The organism is Streptomyces sp. NPDC043427 (genome assembly GCF_056436655.1).
Genome location: NZ_JBWKCC010000021.1, coordinates 25657 through 45441 on the forward strand (window position 1 = coordinate 25657; position 19785 = coordinate 45441).

Below are 19785 nucleotides of genomic sequence, written 5' to 3' on the forward strand. Positions count from 1 at the left end.
CCCCGTTCACGCGCTCCTAATCTGGCCGAAACATCGCTCGACCGAGCCGGTTCGGCTCGCATACGCGGAGGTCAACGTCGTGACAAAGGGAAGACGGTCGCGCCGCGGCGCAACACTGACGATGGCGCTGGCGGCTGTGGTGGTCGCGGCCGCGAGCGGCTGCGCGCGGGAGGCCGGTGAGGTCGGCGCCGACCAGGACGGCGGCGTGGTGCACGTCGCCTGCGGTGCGACCGAGGAGTGGTGCGCCGCCACCACGAAGCAGTTCACCAAGACCACCGGGGTGAAGGCCGACTTCGTCCGTCTGTCCAGCGGCGAGGCACTGGCCAGGATCCAGGCCGGCAAGGGCAACGCCGAGTTCGACGTCTGGTACGGCGGGCCCGCCGACGGGTACGCCGCCGCGGGCGAGCAGGACCTGCTGGAGCCGTATGTGTCGGCGAACGCGAAGGCCATCCCCGCCAAGTACAAGGACGCCTCCGGCCTGTGGACCGGCGTCTACGTCGGCGCGCTGGGCTTCTGCAGCAACGGCAAGCTGCTGAAGGAGAAGGGCCTCGCCGCCCCGGACTCCTGGGCCGACCTGCTCGATCCGAAACTGAAGAAGGACATCGGCATCGCGCATCCGTCCACGTCGGGCACCGCGTACACGGCCTTGTGGACGCAGGTGCAACTGGCCGACGGGGACGAGGACAAGGCGCTGAAGTACATGCGCAGGCTCCACCCGAACGTGCTGCAGTACACCAAGTCCGGCTCGGCGCCGGCGCAGATGACGGCGCGCGGCGAGGTCGCCGTCGGCGTCATCTTCTCCCACGACTGCACAGCCACCCAGGAGGCCGGCTTCCCCGGCCTGAAGGTGACCTTCCCGTCCGAGGGCACGGGCTACGAGACCGGCGGCGTCGCACTGGTCAAGGGCGCGAAGAACCCCACCAGCGCCAAGAAGTTCGTCGACTGGGCGCTGACCCCCGAGGCGCAGGAGATCGGGCCCGGCGTGAAGGCGTACCAGTTCCCGACCAACCCGGCCGCCAAGGTGTCGGACAAGGTCGTGGACCTGGACCGCATCAAGCTGGTGACCTACGACGCGGACGCGGCCGGAGCGGCCAAGGCGGCGCTGACCAAGCGGTTCGACGAAGAAGTCGCGCAGGCGCCGAAGTCATGACCACGATGCTTTTTGGCCGCGAGCCGTCCACCTTGCCCGAGGTGGCGGCTCCGCGGCGGCGCCGCCGGACCGACCTGGGTGTCCGGGTGCTGATCGCCGTCGTCGCCCTGCTGGTGGTGATCGGCGCTGTCGTGCCGCTGGTCGCGGTGCTCGCCACCGCCTTCGCGCCCGACGCGCTGCCCCGCTACGCGGAGTTCTTCACGTCGTGGGTCGACCTCGCCGCGCTGCGCAACACCCTGGTGCTCGGCGCCCTCGTCGGCGTCTGCGGTACGGCACTCGGCTTCCTGTTCGCGTTCGTCCAGGCCAGGCTCGATGTGCCGGGGAAGAAGATCCTGCACGTCATCGCCCTGGTCCCGATCGTCAGCCCGCCCTTCGCGATCGCCACCGCCACCGTCGTGCTGTACGGCCGGCGCGGTGTCATCAGCAACGGCGTGTTCGGTATGGAGTACGACATTTACGGCCTGGACGGGCTGGTGTTCGTCCTGTCGCTGTCGCTGTTCCCCGTGGCGTACCTCGGGCTGCTCGGCATGCTGCGGGGTCTGGACCCGGCGCTGGAGGAGGCGGCCATGAACATGGGCGCCTCCCGGTGGACGATCCTGCGGACGGTGATCCTGCCGCTGGTGGCGCCCGGTCTGGTCGCGCCGTTCCTGCTCCTGTTCGTGGAGGCGATCGCGGACCTGGCCAACCCTCTGGTGCTCGGCGGTGATTACACCGTCCTCGCCGGCCGCGCCTATCTGGCGGTCACCGGCGAGTACGACATCACCGGCGCCGCGGTCTACTGCGTGATCCTGCTGGTGCCGTCGCTGGCGATCTACTTCGGGCAGCGACGCTGGATGAACCGTAAGGTGCGCACGACCATCACCGGCCGCCCGTCCGGCAGCGTCCATCTGATCACCGGCTGGGAACGGTGGCCGGTCTACACGCTGGCGCTGCTGGCCGCCGCGGTGATCCTGAGCCTCTACGGCACGGTCATCGTCGGCTCGATGACCCGGGTGTTCGGGGTCGACAACACGTTCACGCTCGACTACCTCAAGGAGGTCGTCGCCGGGGTCGGGGTCGAGGCCGTGCTGGACACGCTCAGGTTCGCCGCCATCGCCACGCCCATCGCGGGTCTCGTAGGGCTGGCCGTCGCCTGGCTGGTCGTGCGGCACCTGGATCGCACGGCCTGGCTGCTCGACCTCGGCGGAACGCTGGGCGTCGCCGTGCCCGGCACCGTCCTGGGCATCGGCTTCGTGCTGGCCTACCGTCCGGACCGGTGGATCGGCCCCGTGCACGCGCTCCCCAGCCTGGTGGGAGGCAGCGCCGTCGCCGGCGGTGCGGTCGCCATCGTCCTGGCGTACATCGTCCGCAGCGTCCCGGCGGGCCAGCGCACCGCGGTGGGCTCGCTCACGCAACTGCATCCGTACATCGAGCAGGCCTCGACGGACCTGGGGGCGAGTCCGCTGCAGACCTTCCGCCGGGTGACCCTTCCGCTGATCCGGCCCGCGCTGCTCACCGGGCTGAGCTACAGCTTCGCCCGCAGCATGACCTCCGTCTCGACGATCGTCCTGCTGGTCACGCCCGAGACGAAGATCATCACGTCCCAGGTCCTCAGCGCCGCCGGCACGGGCCGGTACGGCGTCGCCTTCGCCTACTGCACCGTACTGACCGCACTGGTACTGACGGGGTTCGGAATCATCCGTGTCCTCGTCGGCACCGGCGCCGCACTGCAGCGCACCGCCACCTCCGAAAGGCAGAAGTCATGACCGCCGCCGCGACCGAACTCAACCCCGCGCCGCCGCGCGAGGCCGACAGCGGACACCTGCGGCTCGACGCCCTGACCAAGCGGTTCACCGGCCGCTCCGGCACCGTGACCGCCGTGGACAGCGTCTCGCTCGATGTCGAGCCCGGGGAGTTCATCACCCTGCTCGGCCCGTCCGGCTGCGGCAAGACCACCACCCTGCGCATGGTGGCGGGCTTCGAGGACTCCTCCAGCGGCAGCATCCTCCTCGACGGCAAGGCCATCGACGACATGCCCGCGCAGCGCAGGCCCATGGCGATGGTGTTCCAGAGCTACGCGCTGTTCCCGCACATGACCGTGGCCGAGAACATCGCCTATGGGATGCGGCTGCAGCGGCGTACCCGCGACGACATCGCCACCAGTATGAGGATGGCCGTCACCAGCATGAACCTGGTCGGTCTTGAGGACCGCAGCCCGCACGAGCTGTCCGGCGGCCAGCAGCAGCGGGTCGCGCTGGCCCGCGCTCTGGTGGTGCAGCCGAAGGTACTGCTCTTCGACGAGCCGCTGTCCAACCTGGACGCGAAACTGCGGGATGCGATGCGGGCGGAGATCCGGCGCATCCAGAAGATGTTCGGCATCACCAGCATCTATGTCACCCACGACCAGGACGAGGCGATGAGCATGTCCGACCGGATCGTGGTGATGAACAAGGGCAGGGTGGAGCAGGCGGCCACACCGGGCGAGATCTACGCCCGGCCGACCAGCGTCTTCGTCGCCGACTTCATCGGCCGGGCCAACTTCCTGGAGGCGGTACCCGAGCGTGCCGACGGCAACAAAGTCACCGTGACGGTCCTCGGCCGGCAACTCACCGTCGCCGCGCACCCCAAGGTGACCGCCGGCGCCACCGGTGCGTATCTGATGGTGCGTCCGGAAACGGTCCGGCTGTCCCCGATCACCGACGCCGGCACCGGCATCGGCGTGGTACTGCGCTCCACCTTCCACGGCCCCACGATCGACTACGAGGTGGAGACGACCGGCGGCACCATCACGGTCACCGAGCCGGGCGTCGATCCACGGGAGGCACTGGCCGAAGGCACCAACGTCGACGTCACCTTCGACCCGGACCGTTCCTACCTGCTCACCCAGGACTGACCCCCGCTTTCCGCTCGCGGTGGCGTCCGGATCCCGCACGGACGCGCGAAGACTGACCGGGTGGCTTCCAGGAATGACCGAGAGGCCGTATCGCCATGCTCCGATACGGCCTCTGACCTGCTGCTTCGCAAGTCGGGACGACAGGATTTGAACCTGCGACCCCTTGACCCCCAGTCAAGTGCGCTACCAAGCTGCGCCACGTCCCGTTGCCCGTCTGACCTGGGGTTTCCCTGGTCGAACGCGCAGGGAAACAATACCGCACCCGGGCCGGTGGACGCGCGCTCGTTTATTCGGCGGTCGGCAGCCCCAGCTCGGGGTAGGCCTCCAGCAGCCGGGTGGGGGCGGCCTGGCGCCAGGAGTCGGCCAGGATGTCACGTAGTTCCCGCTCGTCCTCGACGGCGGCGAGGCGGGCCCGCACCCACGCGAACTGCGCCTCGTGGTCGGCGATCCAGAACTTCTCCGGCTCGGCGAGGACGAGTTCGTCGCGCTCCTCCTTCGGGCAGCGCACGGCGAGGGAGGTCTCGTCCTCGGGCAGCGTGGCGAACATCTTCCCCGCGACCCGGAACGTGGGCATGCTCCAGGCGATCTTCTCCGTGGTGTCCGGCAGGGAGAGGGCGATACGGCGTACGTCTTCGGCATCCGGCATGAGACGCACCGTAGCCGCTGCCACTGACAATCACCTGGTGATGGACTTGTAGTACAGCGTCGTCGGCCGCAGCACCCCGTCGGGGCTGGCGGCGTAGTCGGGGATCACCCCTGCCCGGGTCCATCCGGCGGAGCGGTAGAGGTGTTCGGCGGAGCTGTCGGTCTCGGTGTCCAGGTGCAGCAGGGTGCGGCCGGCCGTGGCGGCGAACTCCTCGGCGGAGGCCAGGAGACGGCGGCCGAGACCGAGTCCGCGCGCGTCCCTGTGCACCATCAGCTTGACGACTTCGGCGCGGTGACGGCTGTTGGGCTTGTCGGGGAAGGCCAGGCTGACGGTACCGACCACGCGGTCGTCGTCCCGGGCCACCCAGACCGCGAGTTCACCTGCGGCCACGGCGGCCGCACGCGTCTTCCACCAGGCGACGGCCTCCGCCCGGTCGAGGGGCACGAGGAACCCGATCGAGGCGCCGCCGTCGACGGTGTCGGTGAGCAGGTCCCCCAACTCCTCCACAAGGAGCAGCACTTCGTGCGCGTCGAGCGAGCGTACGGTCACCGTCACGGCAGCACCACCGCCAGCACGTACCGCGCCTCCCCCTCACCCGCGCACCTAAACCGCGTCGGCCCCCACACCCGAAGCCGCAGGCAGTCACCCGCGCCCAGGGTGTGCTCGACGTCCTGTGCCGTCACCGCGAGGGATCCCGCCAGCACCCAGATGTGCTGCTCCAGGCCCGGCACGGGCGGCCGGTCGTAGGCGATGTCCGCGCCCGGGGCGAGCCGCCCCTCGACGAGTTCACCGCGCAGCCCGGGGTGCGGAGGGGACACGGACCGCCGTACGAAGCCGGAGGCCCGGTCCTCCCACACGTGCTGGTCGGCGCCGCGCACCAGCAGTGCGGGCTCCGCCTCCACCTCGCTGAGCAGCTGGGACATGGTCCGCCCGTAGACGGCGCACAGGCGGTTGAGCAGGGAGGCGGTGGGGCTGATCTCCGCGCGCTCGGCCCGGGAGAGGGTTGACCGGCTGATACCGCTGCGCTCCGCCAACTCGCCCAGGGACCAGCCGCGTTCGGCCCGCAGCTCGGCCAGGCGGGCACCGAGCCGGGTGTCGACGGGGTCCGGAACGGACACATCCTGTTTCATATTCGGGATGCTATCCCAGATTCGGGACGACAAAGGGAGTGGTTCAGGTCACTTGCGGCCCCCGAACGCCGCCAGCGTGTGTTCCAGCGCCGGCAGCGCCCGCACCACGCGCTTCGAGCGGATCAGCAGGTCCCAGGCGGGCTCGAACTTCTTCCAGCCGCCCGCGTACGCGAGGTGCCGCAGCCGCTCGGGCCGGCCGGGCTGGGCGGCCGATCCGCGCCAGATGTTCGGCCAGCGGTAGAAGTCACGGTAGGCCCGCCGGTAGCCGTCCTCCAGCTGACGGGGTGTCATGCCCTTGGGCCGGTAGACGACATGGCGGGTGTCGTAGAGGTCCCAGTCGCGGTGCACGATGCGGTCCTCGGCCTGAAGCTGCTTCCACAGGCCGGTCGACGGATACGGCGTCATGATGTGGAAGGTCGCCGTCTCGATGCCCTGCTCGACGGCCCACTCCACGGTCCGGTCGAAGACGTCCGGGCCGTCCTGGTCGAGGCCGAAGACGAAGCTGGCGTTGACCATGACGCCGGCATCGTGCAGGCGCCGTACCGCTGCCGCGTAGTCCGTGCCGATGTTCTGGTTCTTGCGGCGCTCGGCGAGGTTGGCGTCGTTGACGGTCTCGAACCCGACGAAGAGGCTGCGCAGCCCCGCCTCCACCGCCCGCTCCAACAGGTCGGGCTTGAGCACCGAGTTGACCGTCCCCGCCGCCTGCCACAGCCGCCCCGCGCCCTTCATGCCGTCGAACAGGGCCTCCGCGAAGCGACGGTTGCCGAGGAGGTGGTCGTCGAGGAAGTAGAGGTGGCGGCCGGGCAGGCGTTCGATCTCGGCCAGGGCGTCGTCGACGGCCTGGGTGTAGAAGGACTTGCCGCCCTCGAAGAAGGCGTCCTTGTAGCAGAAGTCGCAGTGGTGCGGGCAACCGCGTGAGACGACGATCGAGTTGGGAACGAGGTACAGGTGGCGCTTGATCAGGTCGCGGCGGACGGGCGGGAGTCCCGCCAGGGTGCGCCGCGTCGAGTCGTAGCGGCGGGCGGGGACGCGGTCGCGGAAGTCCTTGAGGAAGAGCGGCCAGGTGTCCTCGCCGGGGCCGGTGAAGATCGTGTCGGCGTGGGCCGCGGCCTCGTCGGGGAGGGAGGTGACGTGCAGGCCACCCATGACCACGTGGACGCCCCGGGCGCGGAAGTGGTCGGCGATCTCGTAGCTGCGGCGGGCGGAGGTGATGTACGGCTGGATCACCAAGAGGTCGGGGGTCTCCAGGGCTTCCACGTCGATGCGTTCCACGTGCTCGTCGTGGAGGGTGACCTCGTCGTCGGGGTCCAGGTAGCCGGCCAGGGTCGCGAGGCCCAGGGGCGGGAACAGCGAGTACTTGATGGGCCGGAACAGCGGGCTCGTCGCCTCGGTCAGGGCCGGAAGGATCATCGTCACACGCATGCCAACCGAGACAGCGTGGGCGGGGTGGCTGGTTCCCGACGCCTCGCGCTAGGGGTCCTTGCACAATGAGCGCCCGATCAGGTCGCGTGGTCCGGTGCCGTGCATCGCAAGGCGCCGGAGAGCCCTCGATGGGGCCCCCGCTCGAGCGCAGCCGAGAGTGGGGGAGGAGCTACCAGGGCTTTTCGGCAACGCGGCGAGGTGCGGTGCCAGGCCGCGCGACCCGGGCGGGCATTGTGCAAGGACCCCTTATCCCTCGGCGGCTTCTCGCAGCGCCGCGAGGACGGGCTCGATCAGGGGGTGCTCCTCCGCTCCGCGGCGTATGGCCGCGAAGACGCGCCGGGTGGGCGCGACGCCGTCGACCGGGCGGACGACCACGCCGGTCAGGTCCATGCCGCGCAGCGCCGAACGCGGGACGAGCGCCACGCCCGCGTCGGCCGACGCCAGGGCCACCACCGCACGGAAGTCGTCCGAGGAGTGCTCGAGGCGTGGCTGGAAACCGGCGCTCTCGCAGGCCAGCACCACCACGTCGTGACAGGGGTTGCCGGGGTACGGTCCGATCCACGCGTCCTTGGCCAGTTCGGCCAGCGGCACCTCGGCGGCGTCGGCGAGCCGGTGGGTGACCGGGACGACCGCGTCGAAGGGTTCGGCGTACAGCGGTACGTGGGTGAGGCGGGGGTCGTCGGCGGGTGGGGCCCCGCGGTACTCGACGGCGACCGCGACATCGACCTGCCGGTCCAGGACCATGGGCAGGCTCGCGTCGCCCTCGGCGTCCTGGACGCGCAGTCTGATACCGGGCGAGGTCTCGGCGAGGCGGGCCACGGCGGGCGCGACGACCAGGGCGATACCGGTCGCGAAGGAGGCGACGGTGACCGTGCCGGCCGCGCCCGAGCTGTACGCGGCCAGCTCGGCCTCGGCCCGTTCCAGCTGGGCCAGGACCGCGTTGGTGTGGCTGAGCAGGATCTCGCCGGCCGGGGTGAGCCGTACGCCCTTCGCGCCGCGCTCGACCAGACGGTGGCCCGTCTCCTGCTCCAGGGCCGTCAGCTGCTGCGAGACGGCCGACGGGGTGAGGTAGAGCGCGGCGGCAGCGGCTGTCACCGTGCGATGGTCGGCCACCGCACGGAGGATGTGGAGCCGCCGCGCTTCGATCACGGGACCGATTCTCCCAGCTTTGCCGGGATGCTCAGGCCTCCAGCTCGGCCCGCGCCGCCACGAACGCGTCCACCGCGCGGTTGACGTCCTCGGTGGAGTGCGCGGCCGAGAGCTGCACACGGATACGGGCCTGCCCCTGCGGCACCACCGGGTACGAGAAGCCGATCACGTACACCCCGCGCTCCAGCAGCAGCTCCGCCATCCGGCCCGCCTTCGCCGCGTCGCCGATCATCACCGGCGCGATGGCGTGGTCGCCGGGGAGGATGTCGAAGCCCTCCTCGGTCATACGGCGGCGGAACAGGGCGGTGTTCTCACGGAGCCGGACGCGCAGGTCGTCGGCCTGCTCCAGCAGGTCGAGGACCTTCAGGGAGGCCGCCGCGATCACCGGGGCGAGGGTGTTGGAGAACAGGTACGGCCGGGAGCGCTGGCGCAGCAGGGCGACGATCTCGGCGCGGGCGGCGACATAGCCGCCGGAGGCACCGCCGAGGGCCTTTCCGAGGGTGCCGGTGATGATGTCGACGCGGTCCATGACGCCGTGCAGCTCGGGAGTGCCGCGGCCGCCGGGGCCGACGAAGCCGACGGCGTGGGAGTCGTCGACCATGACCATGGCGTCGTGGCGGTCGGCGAGGTCGCAGATCTCGGCGAGGGGGGCGAGGTAGCCGTCCATGGAGAAGACGCCGTCGGTGACGATCAGCTTGCGGCGCGCACCGCCCTCGCCGGCCTCCTTCAACTGCCGCTCCAGGTCGGCCAGATCGCGGTTGGCGTAGCGGAAGCGGCGGGCCTTCGACAGGCGGATGCCGTCGATGATCGACGCGTGGTTGAGGGCGTCGGAGATCACCGCGTCCTCGGGTCCGAGCAGCGTCTCGAAGACACCGCCGTTGGCGTCGAAGCAGGAGGAGTAGAGGATCGTGTCCTCCTGGCCGAGGAAGGCGGACAGCCGCGCCTCCAGCTCCTTGTGCACCTCCTGCGTACCGCAGATGAAGCGTACGGACGCCATGCCGTAGCCCCAGCGGTCGAGGGCCTCGTGGGCGGCGGCGATCACCTCGGGGTGGTCGGCGAGACCGAGGTAGTTGTTGGCGCAGAAGTTCAGCACCTCACCGGGGCGGCCGCCCGCGGTGACGGCGACGGTCGCGGACTGCGGGGTGCCGATCACGCGCTCGGGCTTGTGCAGACCGGCGGCGCGGATCTCGTCGAGGGTGGCGCGCAGGTCGTCGCGCACGGAGTCGAACATGGGGGAAGCTCCTAGAGTGCCTTCACCGAAAGGGAGTTACGCGGTCCAGTCGAGGATCACTTTGCCGCCGCGGCCGCTCGCCGCGTCCTGGAACGCCGCCTCGTAGTCGCGGTGGCCGTAACGGCCGGTGATCACGGGGGCGAGGTCGAGGCCGCCCTCCAGGAGGACCGACATCGCGTACCAGGTCTCGAACATCTCCCGGCCGTAGATGCCCTTGATGGTGATCATCGAGGTGACGATCCGGGCCCAGTCGACCGGGAACTCCTGCGCGGGCAGGCCGAGCATCGCGATGCGGCCGCCGTGCGTCATGTTGGCGATCATGTCGCGCATCGCCTCGCCGCGGCCGGACATCTCCAGGCCGATGTCGAAGCCCTCGCGCAGGCCGAGTTCGCGCTGCCCGTCGGCGATCGTCGCGTGCGCCACGTTCAGCGCGAGACTCACGCCGATCTTGCGGGCCAGTTCGAGACGCTCCTCGCTGACATCCGTGATCACGACGTTGCGCGCACCGGCGTGCCGGGCCACCGCCGCGGCCATCAGCCCGATCGGACCGGCCCCGGTGATCAGCACGTCCTCGCCGACCAGCGGGAAGGACAGGGCGGTGTGCACGGCGTTGCCGAACGGATCGAAGATCGCGGCCACGTCGAGGTCCACGGGGACGCGGTGCACCCAGACGTTGGTGGCGGGCAGCGCGACGTACTCGGCGAACGCCCCGTCCCGTCCGACACCGAGCCCCACCGTGGCCCGGCACAGATGACGGCGGCCGGCGAGGCAGTTGCGGCACTTGCCGCACACCAGGTGGCCCTCACCGCTGACCCGGTCGCCGATCTTGATGTCGGTGACGTCGCGGCCGGTCTCGACGACCTCGCCGACGAACTCGTGTCCGACGACGAGCGGGGTACGGATCGTCCGCTGCGCCCAACCGTCCCAGTTCCGGATGTGCAGGTCGGTGCCGCAGATCCCGGTGCGCAGCACCTTGATCAGTACGTCGCCGGATCCCACGGCGGGCTCCGGGACGTCCGCGAGCCACAGCCCCGGCTCCGCCTTCTCCTTGACCAGCGCCTTCAACGCTACGGCTCCTGTGAGTGAGGTCCCGGGCGCGAGCATGCGAAGGAAACCCGTGCCGGGGAGGATGTGGATGCGATCAGCAATCTGCCGTACCGCGGGCCCCCGGTCCATCGAGGATTTCTTAAGCGCCGCCGCAGCTTTCCTTCACGTGTCACGCTGGACAACGACCGGCACAACCGGCCGACGACCGATGGGGAGGCCCTGATGACCACCGCACAGGACCTGATGATCGTCTCGATGGACGTGAGACCCGTGCGCCCCGTGGGGCAGGGCGACCTGTCGCTCGCCCTCGCGGGAGCCGAACTGATCGACCTGGTCGAGGCCGGGGAGCTCGTCCTCGACGACGACCGCATCGTCCCCCGCCCGCCGTCGGCACCGGACGACCCCCTTCTGCAGGAGGCCGTGTCGTCCCTCGTACGGGAGGAACCGTACGAGCCGGTCGACGACTGGCTGTGGCGCCGTGGCCGTGACCTGTCCTCGGGCTATGCCACCCGGATGGAGGCGGACGGACTGCTGACCCGGACACGCGGCCGGTTGTTCTCGGTGCGGTCCGCCCAGACCGCGCCGGCGGACACACCGGCCCGTAGCCACGCCACCGAACGCTGGGCTTCGGACGAGCCGGTCCTCGCCGCGCTGGCCGCAGCCGTCGGTCTCCGTGAGGAGCCGGCCGACGGTTTCGCGGCGCCTCTCACCGACTCGGTCGTGGCGGTCCTGGCGGCGGTCGGCGACGCGCTGGCGGAACTGGAGGCCGTACGACAGCGACGGACCGTCGAGAAGGCGGCGTTCGACAACATCTGGCGGGGTGCCTGACGGGAACACGAAGACGCGGGACTCACAGGGGAGACCCTTCCGCCTCCCGGCGTTCAAACCGTCCGGCGAGGGCGGCCGCCGTCGCCTTGATGGTCTCCAGGCCGGACTTCCCCCAGGGCCGGGGCGCCAGATCGGCCACGCAGACCGTGCCGAGCACCATGCCGGACGTGTCGATCAGCGGGGCCCCGAGGTAGGAGCGGATGCCGTACTCGTCGACGACCGGGTTGCCCGCGAACCTCGGGTAGTCGCCCACGTCCTCCAGGACCAGCGCCTTGCGCCGTACGACGACGTACGGGCAGTAGCCGTACTCGCGCGCCAGCCGACGGCCCACCTCGGGCTTGCCGCCCCGGGCGGCCCGGCCGCCCGGCGGGGTGTGCAGACCGGCGAAGTACTGCCGGTCCTCGTCGATGAAGTTGACCATGGCGTACGGCGCCCCCGTCACCTCGGCGAGATCGTCCGCGAAGGAGTCGAGGGCGGGCTCCGGCCGCTGACCGAGGCCGAGTCGGCGCAGCCTTCGGCTGCGGGCGGGAGCTTCCTTGTCCTCGGGCGTGAGCAGCAGTCGACCCGCCGGACGCGGCGGGTCGTAGCTCATGGTCGGGCTCCGTGGCTGTGGACGTGTTTCATCTGCGGCTCCGGTGCGTGGTGTGCGGGGGTCACATGTGGGCGCCGCGGCTCGGCTGGGGTGCGGCCGGGGCGTGGGCGATGAGGTGCCGGACGAGGGTGAGCAGGGTCTGGACGCCGGAGGCGGAGATGCGTGCGTCGCAGCGGACGACGGGGACCTCCGGGTCCAGGTCGAGGGCGGCGCGCACCTCGTCGGGTTCGTAGCGGTGGGCGCCGTCGAACTGGTTGACCGCGATGATGAAGGCGAGGCCGCGCTCCTCGAAGAAGTCGACGGCCGCGAAGCACTCCTCCAGGCGGCGGGTGTCGGCGAGGATGACCGCGCCGAGCGCCCCCTCGGAGAGCTCGTCCCACATGAACCAGAACCGCTCCTGCCCGGGGGTGCCGAACAGGTACAGCACATGTTCCGGGTCGAGGCTGATCCGGCCGAAGTCCATGGCCACGGTCGTCTCGACCTTGTTCTCGATCCCGTCGAGGTTGTCGGTCGCGGCGCTGACCGTGGTGAGCAACTCCTCCGTACTGAGCGGCGCGATCTCGCTCACCGCGCCGACGAACGTCGTCTTGCCGACCCCGAACCCGCCCGCGACCAGGATCTTCAGCGCGGTGGGAAAGGGGTCGGAGCCGTCCTCGTACTCAGAGCTGTCGTCGTAGTCCATCGAGCACTGCCTCCAGAAGAGCCCGGTCTGTCGGGTTGTGGTGGAACTCGGGGGGCTTGGTGGTCAGCGCCCCGCAGTCGACGAGGTCGGACAGCAGCACCTTGGTGACCGCCGCCGGCAGCTTCAGGTGGGCTGCGACCTCGGCGACCGAGACGGGTGCACGGCACAGAACAAGGGCCTGCGCGTGCTCGGGGCCGAGGTAGCCGAGGGGGGTTTCACCGGTGCCCCGCACCTGTGACATCAGGTCCAGCGCGATGGTGGGCCGGGTGCGGCCGTTGCTGATCGTGAAGGGGCGCACCAGCCGTCCGGCCGCGTCGTCGAGCCAGGGCCCGTCGCCGGCCGACGCCACGTTCAACGCCTCATCGCCGGGGGTTCGACGGCGTGCTGCCGGGGCGCGGTCATCAGGTACGGGCGGACGCTCTTGACCAGCATCGCCATCTCGTAGCCGAGCACGGCGGCGTCGGCCTCGCGGCCGGCGAGCACGGCGAGGCAGGTGCCGGATCCGGCCGTCGTGACGAACAGCAGGGTCGAGTCGAGTTCGACGACGACCTGCCGTACGTCCCCGCCGTCGCCGAAGCGAATGCCGGCGCTGCGACCGAGGGAGTACAGGCCGGAGGCGAGGGCGGCCATGTGGTCGGCGCTGTCGGGGTCGAGGCCGTGGACGGACTTCACCAGGCCGTCGCAGGAGAGGAGGACCGCGCTGGTGGTGTGGGGTACGCGCTGCACGAGGCCACTCATCAGCCAGTCGAGATCGGATACGTGGCCGGTCGTCGGCGCATCGCTCGCCATGGTGGATCGACTCCTTGGGGTACGAAGGTCTGCGGGAGCGCTGGGGGTGGGGGTGGAGAGGGGGGTGCTCATCCGGCGGGTGCGCTCCCGTCGTGCCGGGTGGGGTGGTGGTCGGGGCGGCCGGGCGAGGCGAGGCCGTCGCGGGCCTCGTCCGCCTCGTTCGCCTCATGCGTTTCGGGTGCCGCGGGCGGGCGCCCGGGGCGCGACCCGGTTATGCGGCTCGCGTCCGGGCGGCGGACCTCCAGGGGCGGCAGATTCCGGGGCGGTGTCGCGGTGCGGGGCGCGGGTACGGGTGCGTTCCGGGGAGCCGGGTCCGTGAGGGTGCCGTCCGACTCCAGGCTCTGCTGGGCCTCGGCGAGGCCGATGCCGCGCTGGAAGGCCGCCATCAGTCCCGGGTCATGGCCGACCGGCTCCCGCTCGGCGTCCGGACGTGGCGCCGGCCCACCGCGCAGCTGCGGCACGATGTGCTCCTGAGCACGCCGCCGCGGCAACTGCGGCTTCCCCATCGTGCCGCGCACGGTTCCGACCCGCGGCGTCGGCATCGTCCCCGCGTTCTGCGCCACGATATGCCGATCAGCAGCCCGAATCCCCGGCACAGCCTCGGCCGGATTGGGCCGCTGCGAACGTGTGCCACGCCTGGGGAGGGGGGCGGGGCGATCGGGGTCGGGGGCGGGGGGCGCGGGGCGGGTCGTGTCGGGAGTGGTGCGGGTCGCGTCCGGCGCTGGGGGCAGCGGGCGGACGGTGCCCGGGGTGGGGGACACGGGGCGACCGGCGTCCGGGGGCACGGGGCGACCGGCGTCCGGGGCGAGGGGCACGGGGCGGTCGGCGCCCGACGCGGGGAACACGCCGCCTGCATCCGACACGGGCACGGGGCCAATGCGGGTCGCCCCCGAGGACGCAGGCCGACCGGCGCCCGACGCGGAGGACCCAGGGCCGTCGGCGCCCGACGAGGGCACGGGGCGACCTGCATCCGGGGCCGGAAACACGGGACGGCCCGCATCCGACACGGGGAACACCGGACGGCCTGCATCCGACACGGGGAACACCGGGCGGCCTGCATCCGACACGGGCACGGGGCCGATGGCGTTTGGCGGAGAGTGCGCGGGGCGGCTGTCCTCCGATGCTGCGGGCATGGTCCAACTGCGCTGCGCCCCGGGGAACATGGGCCCGTCGGTGTCCGGCGCGGTGGGTGCGGGTCCGCGGGCCTCCGACGCCGGGGTCGCGGTGGGAGACGCGGGTCGTGTGTGCTCCTGCGGGCGGTGCGGTGCGGCGGAAGGCGCCGCCGACTGCGCCGCGTCGGGCGCGGACGCGCCCTGCGGGCGTTGCCGCGACGGCGGTACGGGGGTGTTGCCGACGCCTGTGAGGTCGGCCGACCCGGATACGGTCCCCCGGTCGGTCGGGGTTGCTCCGGCCCGGCGGGGGGCGCCCGAGGCGGGGATGCCCCGGCCTCCCGGTGCTGTGATACCCCGGCCTCCCGGCGCTGGGTCGGCTGACACGCTTCCCCGTGAGCCCGTGCCAGGGGCGCCCGGTGCGGCGGTGGCCGGGGACCCCGGCGCCGATCCTCCGGCAGTTCCCGGCGTCACGATCCCGGAGGTCCCGGGAGCCGCGGTGCCCCGGGCTCCTCCGGGGACCACTCCCCCGGGGCTTCCCGAAGCCGCGGCCGTCGGCACTCCAGGTGCCGAACTCCCCAACGCCGCCGTGGCAGTGCCTCGCCCCAGGGGGGTCGCGCCGCCTGGGTTTCGCACCGCCGCAGCCCCGGCGGCTCCCAGGGCCGTGCCTCCCAGCCCCGCCGTACCTCCGAGCCCAGCTACACCACCGGGCCCAGCGGAACCCCCCGGCCCAGCCGAACCTACCGGCCCTGCCGAACCCCCCGGCCCAGCCGAGATTCCAGGCCCACCCGCGCCCACCGCCTCGGACCCAGCCTCGCCGCCGGCCTCGGGTGCCGTGCCCAACAACGCCTGCGGCACCACAAGTACCGCCTGTACCCCGCCGTAGATGTTCGTCTGCAGCCGTACCTGGATGCCGTGGCGGCGGGCCAGTTGGGAGACGACGAACAGGCCGATGCGGCCGTCGGCGAGGAGGCGGGCGACGTTGACCTGGTCGGGGTCGGTGAGGAGGGCGTTCATGCGGCTCTGTTCCTCGACGGGCATGCCGAGGCCGCGGTCCTCCACCTCGACGGCGAGCCCGGAGGTGACCAGGTTGGTGCGCAGCAGCACCTGGGTCTGCGGCGCGGAGAACACCGTGGCGTTCTCGATGAGTTCGGCCAGCAGATGGATGACGTCGGCGACGGCGTGCCCGCTGAGTTCCCCCTCGATCGGCGGGACCAGCTTGACCCGCGAGTACTGCTCGACCTCGGCGATGGCGGAGCGCAGCACCTCCGTCATGGAGACGGGGTTGCTCCACTGCCGACGGGAGACCGCGCCGCCGAGCACGGCGAGGTTCTCGGCATGGCGGCGGATGCGGGTGGCGAGGTGGTCGACGTGGAAGAGGCCCTTGAGCAGGTCGGGGTCCTCGATCTCGTTCTCCAGCTCGTCGAGGATCGAGATCTCACGGTGCACGAGCGACTGCAACCGCCGCGCGAGGTTGACGAACACCTCGAGCTTCTGTTCGCTGCCGGTCTGGCTGGAGAGCTGGGCGGCCTGGACGACGGCCGTGACAGCTCCGTCGTGCGCACGGGCCAGGTCCGCGGCGAGCAGTTCGAACTCGTCGGCGTCCTCGGGCGGCCCCCCGCGCGGCTTGCGTGGGGGCGCGCCCTCACCCCGGCGCAGCGCCTCGACGAGGGCCCGCAGGTCGGCCTCGCCGCTGGCGCTGCTCTCGCGCAGGGCGTCGATGCGGTCGCTCACGGACTTGGCCGCGCGGTTGGCGGCGACCGCGGCGATCACGATGCCCGCGCCGGTCACGGTGACCGCGCCGCCCAGCACGCCCCACAGGGTGAGGCTGGGGCGGGCCCCGGTGGAGCGGACGGTGAAGAGCACGGCCGCGCAGGCGCTGAGGGCGACCGCGATCGGTGGAAGTACGGCGAGACGCAGCAGTTGGGGCCGTATGTGTGTCTCGGCCAGTGGCGGTACGGCACGGTCGACCGGCCGCCCGTGCCGCCCGCTCTCACGGCGGTCTGCGCGTGCGGCCGGTGCGCGGAGGTGAGACATCGGTGTCCTCGTACTGGTACTGGTCCGTCGGGCCGGTGTCGGACGAGAGAGCCGAGAAAAAGGGCTCTGCGTCGCCCGGCGGACACTGACAGTAGTCGCCGATGCACCACGTCCGGTGGGCTGTTGACAAAGCGCCGCGCGGCGCTCCCGGCTGTGGTAGGAGCGCTGGTACGACAGAACGACAAGTACCTCGAAGAGCCCAGTCCCGAAGGAAAGAGAAGCGATCGAGGATGGTCAGAAACGGTCGGAGATGCGCGCCACAGAGAGGGCGCGCTCTGCGAGGGCGCGACCGCACATCACCCGATCGGGGGACGTCTCACGCCCTCTCCCCCGGTTGACAGGTGCCCCCGCGTCAGCGCTCACCCGCGAGGTCGACATCGCCGCGAGTCACTTCCGGGGTGACGGTCGGGGTACCGGGGCGCCACGGGTGTGCGAGGGGCGCGGACACCGCTCGCCACCAGGCGTCGGTCGGGAGCGTCCCGCCGGGCTCGAAGGGCTCGCCGGGGCGCGGGAACGCGGCCGCCTGCCCGGCCTCCTCCGCGGCGTCCTTCGTCCACTCCCCCGGCTCCGCCCACGCGTGCAGGGACAGGTTGAAGGTGCCCCAGTGGATCGGCAGCAGCACGCCGTGCGGCCGGCCGCCCTGCAGGTCGAGGTGGGCCCGCACACCGTCCGCGGGCGACATGTGGATGTCCGGCCACTGCCCGGGAAGCGGGGTGCGGTCGGTACGGCCCTCGGGCCAGTACTCGGAGTACGCGCCGATCTGGATCATCGTGGCGTCGAACGGCCCGTACTCGGCGCCTATGTCCTTGAAGCCCTCGAAGTACCCGGTGTCGCCACTGTGGAAGATCCGGTGCTCGTCCCCGGCGACGGTCCAGGAGGCCCACAGGGTGTGCTGGGTGTTGCGCAGGCCGCGGCCGCAGAAGTGGCGGGCCGGGGTGGCGGTGAGGGTGAGGCCGCCGACCTTGGTCGCCTCGTGCCAGTCCAGCTCGCGCAGCCGGTCGGTGGACACACCCCAGTGTTCGAGGTGGGCGCCGACGCCGAGCGGCACGGCGAACAGGGTGTCCGTGCCGGCCAGCGCCTTGATCGTGGGCAGGTCCAGATGGTCGTAGTGGTCGTGGGAGATCACGACGACGTCGACCGGGCCGAGCGCGGCCAGCGGGAGGGGCGCCGGGTGCAGCCGCTTGGGTCCGGCGAAAGGGAAGGGCGAGCAGCGCTCGCCCCAGACCGGGTCGAAGAGCACCCGGTGCCCGTCGATCTCCGCGAGCACGCTGGAGTGGCCCATCCAGGTCAGCCGCAGTCCGGTGGCGGGCGGCTTGGCGATGTCGGCGAGCGTGGTGGCGTGCACGGGGATCGTGCCCGCGGGGGCGCGCCGGGCGCGGTCCTCCTTGGCGAAATAGCGCTTCGCGAAGTCGAGCGGCGAGCCGGAGGGCCGGATCCGGGACGGACCGCCGGGATTCTGGAAGACCCCGTCCTTGAAGTGAGGTGATCTGCGGATGCGCGCCATGCGCTCACCGCTCGGGTCCGCACCGAAGGCCGCGGGCTGAAGCGCGCGCAGCCCGGAGCTCGGGGAACGGAAACCGGTCACGGGACCTCCAGATGGAGTCGGGGTATCCCATTATGGTCGGACCCTCCGACAACCGGGGGCCGGGCGGTTCCCGCCCCGCTCTCCGGCCCTCCCCCGAAGATCCGCCGGTGCGTTGACAGGGCCTCCGGAGGCTTTCGATACTGAATTGTCATTCAGTACGCTCGTCCCGAGGAGCTGAGGAGCCCCCATGACCGCGTCGCCCCTGTTGTCCCTGACCTGGGTCGACCACGTCACCGGCCGCCCGGGCCATCTGGTAGTGGACCGGCTGGTGCGCGGAGTGGCGAGCGGCGGTCTGCGGATGCGGGAGGGCTGCACGCTGGACGAGGTCGCCGGGCTCGCGCGCGGGATGACCATGAAGGAGGCACTGCACTACGACCCCGCGAGCCGTTACGTCCCGCTGGGCGGCGCCAAGGGCGGCATCGACTGCGATCCGCGAGACCCGCAGGCGTACGGGCTGCTCGTGCGCTACCTGCGCGCCATGCGGCCGTACATAGAGAGCTGCTGGACCACCGGCGAGGACCTCGGCCTCACGCAGGACCTGGTCGACCGGGCCGCCGCCGAGGCGGGTCTGGTGTCGTCGATCCAGGCCGTGTATCCGCTGCTGGACGACGAGGCCGCGGCCCGGCGGCGGCTCACGGACGCCTTCGCCGTGGAGGTGGACGGCATCGGCCTGGACGAGCTCGTCGGCGGCTGCGGGGTCGCCGAGTCGGCGCTCGCGGCCCTGGACCGGGCCGGGGTGCCGTACGCGGGGGCGCGGGTCGCCGTGCAGGGGCTGGGCACCATGGGCGGGGCCACGGCGCGTTTCCTCGCGCGCGCGGGCCTGACGGTGGTGGCCGTCGCGGACGTCAAGGGCACGATCGCCAACCCGGCGGGCCTCGACGTCGAGGCACTGCTGGCCGCGCGGGACGCCCACGGCACAGTCGACCGGGGTGTGCTGCGCTCCGGCGACCGCGAACTGCCAGGCGACGCCTGGCTGTCCGCCGACGCCGAGGTGCTGGTGCCGGCTGCGGTCTCCTACGCGATCGACGCCACGAACCAGGAGGTGATCACCGCGCGCTGGGTGGTCGAGGCGGCCAACATGCCCGTCCTACCCGAGGCGGAGGCGCTGCTGTCCGCGCGCGGGGTGACCGTGCTGCCGGACGTCGTGGTCAACTCCGGTGCCAACGCCTGGTGGTGGTGGACCCTCTTCGGCGACATCGGCGCGGACGCGGACGAGGCGTTCGCACACACGCGCCGCTCCATGCGGGCCCTGGCCGACCTGATGCTGACCCGCGCGCGGGCGGAGGGAACGACCCCGCGGGCCGCCGCACACGCCATCGCCACGGACCGGCTGCCGGTGATCGCCGAGCGGTTCGGCTGGTACCGGTGAGGGCGGCTCTGGGCCTCGCTGGTGCTGTGACCGGAAAGGTTTGCCGGAAAGCTCGCGGCGTCCGGGGCGGTGCCTCGCAAGGCGGAGCATGACCCGCGTACTGGATGTACTCGGGTCATGCGACAACGCGGCGAGGAGCCGTGCCGG

18 protein-coding genes and 1 tRNA gene are annotated in these 19785 nt (G+C 71.7%); 5 read left to right on the forward strand and 14 right to left on the reverse strand.

The features are described from left to right. Positions 1-79 precede the first annotated feature (79 nt). The 3 genes from AC067M_RS28870 to AC067M_RS28880 are packed head-to-tail and all read left to right on the forward strand — an operon-like array spanning position 80 to position 4022. Positions 80-1150, forward strand: a complete 1071-nt coding sequence (locus AC067M_RS28870; protein ID WP_478699962.1) for an ABC transporter substrate-binding protein — start codon at positions 80-82, stop codon at positions 1148-1150. After that, on the forward strand, positions 1147-2895 hold the full coding sequence (locus AC067M_RS28875) for an ABC transporter permease (protein ID WP_478699963.1): 1749 nt from the start codon (positions 1147-1149) through the stop codon (positions 2893-2895). Before AC067M_RS28870 ends, AC067M_RS28875 begins: the two co-directional genes overlap by 4 nt. Next, on the forward strand, positions 2892-4022 hold the full coding sequence (locus tag AC067M_RS28880; protein ID WP_478699964.1) for an ABC transporter ATP-binding protein: 1131 nt from the start codon (positions 2892-2894) through the stop codon (positions 4020-4022). The genes AC067M_RS28875 and AC067M_RS28880 overlap by 4 nt, the downstream gene beginning before the upstream one ends. Before the next feature lie 132 nt (positions 4023-4154). Here AC067M_RS28880 and AC067M_RS28885 read toward each other — a convergent pair. From AC067M_RS28885 to tdh, 8 genes are all read right to left on the reverse strand, one after another. After that, a tRNA-Pro gene (locus AC067M_RS28885) sits at positions 4155-4228 on the reverse strand. Positions 4229-4308: 80 nt separating this feature from the next. Continuing rightward, positions 4309-4668, reverse strand: coding sequence for an MmcQ/YjbR family DNA-binding protein (locus AC067M_RS28890; protein WP_478699965.1), 360 nt, complete (start codon positions 4666-4668; stop codon positions 4309-4311). Between the two features lie 30 nt (positions 4669-4698). Further along, the gene (locus AC067M_RS28895; protein ID WP_478700080.1) at positions 4699-5217 is read right to left on the reverse strand and encodes an N-acetyltransferase family protein; all 519 of its coding nucleotides are present in this window, start codon (positions 5215-5217) and stop codon (positions 4699-4701) included. Between the two features lie 2 nt (positions 5218-5219). Continuing rightward, positions 5220-5798, reverse strand: coding sequence for a helix-turn-helix domain-containing protein (locus AC067M_RS28900; RefSeq protein WP_478699966.1), 579 nt, complete (start codon positions 5796-5798; stop codon positions 5220-5222). A 48-nt stretch (positions 5799-5846) separates the two neighbouring features. Further along, positions 5847-7208, reverse strand: coding sequence for a B12-binding domain-containing radical SAM protein (locus AC067M_RS28905; RefSeq protein WP_478699967.1), 1362 nt, complete (start codon positions 7206-7208; stop codon positions 5847-5849). Between the two features lie 258 nt (positions 7209-7466). Then, a complete protein-coding gene (locus tag AC067M_RS28910; RefSeq protein ID WP_478699968.1) occupies positions 7467-8369 on the reverse strand; it encodes a LysR family transcriptional regulator in 903 nt (300 codons plus the stop codon). Between the two features lie 31 nt (positions 8370-8400). After that, complete coding sequence (locus AC067M_RS28915) at positions 8401-9600, reverse strand: glycine C-acetyltransferase (RefSeq protein ID WP_478699969.1); 1200 nt, start codon at positions 9598-9600, stop codon at positions 8401-8403. Positions 9601-9636: 36 nt separating this feature from the next. After that, positions 9637-10665, reverse strand: a complete 1029-nt coding sequence (gene tdh / locus AC067M_RS28920; protein ID WP_478699970.1) for an L-threonine 3-dehydrogenase — start codon at positions 10663-10665, stop codon at positions 9637-9639. A gap of 204 nt (positions 10666-10869) precedes the next feature. Between tdh and AC067M_RS28925 the strand changes: the two genes are divergently transcribed. Next, entirely contained in the window at positions 10870-11475 is a 606-nt protein-coding gene (locus AC067M_RS28925) for a GOLPH3/VPS74 family protein (protein ID WP_478699971.1), read from the forward strand. Positions 11476-11497: 22 nt separating this feature from the next. Here AC067M_RS28925 and AC067M_RS28930 read toward each other — a convergent pair whose 3' ends face one another. The 6 genes from AC067M_RS28930 to AC067M_RS28955 form a co-directional block, all read right to left on the reverse strand. Then, complete coding sequence (locus AC067M_RS28930) at positions 11498-12067, reverse strand: GAF domain-containing protein (protein ID WP_478699972.1); 570 nt, start codon at positions 12065-12067, stop codon at positions 11498-11500. Between the two features lie 61 nt (positions 12068-12128). Then, positions 12129-12749, reverse strand: a complete 621-nt coding sequence (locus AC067M_RS28935; RefSeq protein ID WP_478699973.1) for a GTP-binding protein — start codon at positions 12747-12749, stop codon at positions 12129-12131. After that, a complete protein-coding gene (locus tag AC067M_RS28940; protein WP_478699974.1) occupies positions 12727-13098 on the reverse strand; it encodes a DUF742 domain-containing protein in 372 nt (123 codons plus the stop codon). Before AC067M_RS28940 ends, AC067M_RS28935 begins: the two co-directional genes overlap by 23 nt. Before the next feature lie 2 nt (positions 13099-13100). Continuing rightward, on the reverse strand, positions 13101-13538 hold the full coding sequence (locus AC067M_RS28945; protein ID WP_393618861.1) for a roadblock/LC7 domain-containing protein: 438 nt from the start codon (positions 13536-13538) through the stop codon (positions 13101-13103). A gap of 68 nt (positions 13539-13606) precedes the next feature. Next, positions 13607-16684 carry an ATP-binding protein gene (locus AC067M_RS28950; protein ID WP_478699975.1) on the reverse strand — a complete coding sequence of 1026 codons (3078 nt, stop codon included), beginning with the start codon at positions 16682-16684 and terminating at the stop codon, positions 13607-13609. 352 nt (positions 16685-17036) lie between these two features. Next, positions 17037-18269, reverse strand: a complete 1233-nt coding sequence (locus AC067M_RS28955; protein ID WP_478699976.1) for an MBL fold metallo-hydrolase — start codon at positions 18267-18269, stop codon at positions 17037-17039. Between the two features lie 187 nt (positions 18270-18456). On the opposite strand from AC067M_RS28955, the gene AC067M_RS28960 reads away from it, so the two are divergent. Beyond that, positions 18457-19638: a glutamate dehydrogenase gene (locus AC067M_RS28960; RefSeq protein WP_478699977.1), complete on the forward strand. Its 1182-nt coding sequence runs from the start codon at positions 18457-18459 to the stop codon at positions 19636-19638. Positions 19639-19785: the final 147 nt, after the last annotated feature.

Bases quoted from the DNA above. Each gene is read 5' to 3' on its own strand.
- AC067M_RS28875 (WP_478699963.1), top strand. From the start codon at position 1,147: ATGACCACGATGCTTTTTGGCCGCGAGCCGTCCACCTTGCCCGAGGTG.
- AC067M_RS28880 (WP_478699964.1), top strand. From the start codon at position 2,892: ATGACCGCCGCCGCGACCGAACTCAACCCCGCGCCGCCGCGCGAGGCC.
- AC067M_RS28890 (WP_478699965.1), bottom strand. From the start codon at position 4,668: ATGCCGGATGCCGAAGACGTACGCCGTATCGCCCTCTCCCTGCCGGAC.
- AC067M_RS28900 (WP_478699966.1), bottom strand. From the start codon at position 5,798: ATGAAACAGGATGTGTCCGTTCCGGACCCCGTCGACACCCGGCTCGGT.
- AC067M_RS28905 (WP_478699967.1), bottom strand. From the start codon at position 7,208: ATGATCCTTCCGGCCCTGACCGAGGCGACGAGCCCGCTGTTCCGGCCC.
- AC067M_RS28915 (WP_478699969.1), bottom strand. From the start codon at position 9,600: ATGTTCGACTCCGTGCGCGACGACCTGCGCGCCACCCTCGACGAGATC.
- AC067M_RS28925 (WP_478699971.1), top strand. From the start codon at position 10,870: ATGACCACCGCACAGGACCTGATGATCGTCTCGATGGACGTGAGACCC.
- AC067M_RS28930 (WP_478699972.1), bottom strand. From the start codon at position 12,067: ATGAGCTACGACCCGCCGCGTCCGGCGGGTCGACTGCTGCTCACGCCC.
- AC067M_RS28935 (WP_478699973.1), bottom strand. From the start codon at position 12,749: ATGGACTACGACGACAGCTCTGAGTACGAGGACGGCTCCGACCCCTTT.
- AC067M_RS28945 (WP_393618861.1), bottom strand. From the start codon at position 13,538: ATGGCGAGCGATGCGCCGACGACCGGCCACGTATCCGATCTCGACTGG.
- AC067M_RS28950 (WP_478699975.1), bottom strand. From the start codon at position 16,684: ATGTCTCACCTCCGCGCACCGGCCGCACGCGCAGACCGCCGTGAGAGC.
- AC067M_RS28960 (WP_478699977.1), top strand. From the start codon at position 18,457: ATGACCGCGTCGCCCCTGTTGTCCCTGACCTGGGTCGACCACGTCACC.